This window comes from Nocardioides malaquae (assembly GCF_015070385.1).
GTDB lineage: Bacteria > Actinomycetota > Actinomycetes > Propionibacteriales > Nocardioidaceae > Nocardioides > Nocardioides malaquae.
Genome location: NZ_JADCSA010000402.1, coordinates 1 through 271, shown reverse-complemented (window position 1 = coordinate 271; position 271 = coordinate 1). Strand labels below are relative to the sequence as shown.

Below are 271 nucleotides of genomic sequence, written 5' to 3'. Positions count from 1 at the left end.
AAATACTGCCAGGTCAAGTTCTCAACCCTTTCTATATCTATAGGCTGTAATTGTAGTTTACGGCTATTATTCACATAGGACACCGCATCTCCTACAGCGGTCATGAACTGCTCAACCTGGCGATCTACCGTTTTACAAATCCCTTTGTCGTATTTTATAAAGGGATTTATATATTTTGCAGTGCTCATCCCCTTATTCATTGGCATGGTAAAAAACAGATAGGATTCATGTTTTAGATAATCCCGACCTTTAAAATGATTCGCCGTAGCCT

At 39.1% G+C, this 271-nt stretch carries 1 protein-coding gene; it reads right to left on the bottom strand.

All coding sequences use genetic code 11. The features are described 5' to 3' along the window. On the bottom strand, positions 1-271 hold a 271-nt coding region (locus IEQ44_RS18610; RefSeq protein ID WP_227487641.1), incomplete at both ends, for a hypothetical protein.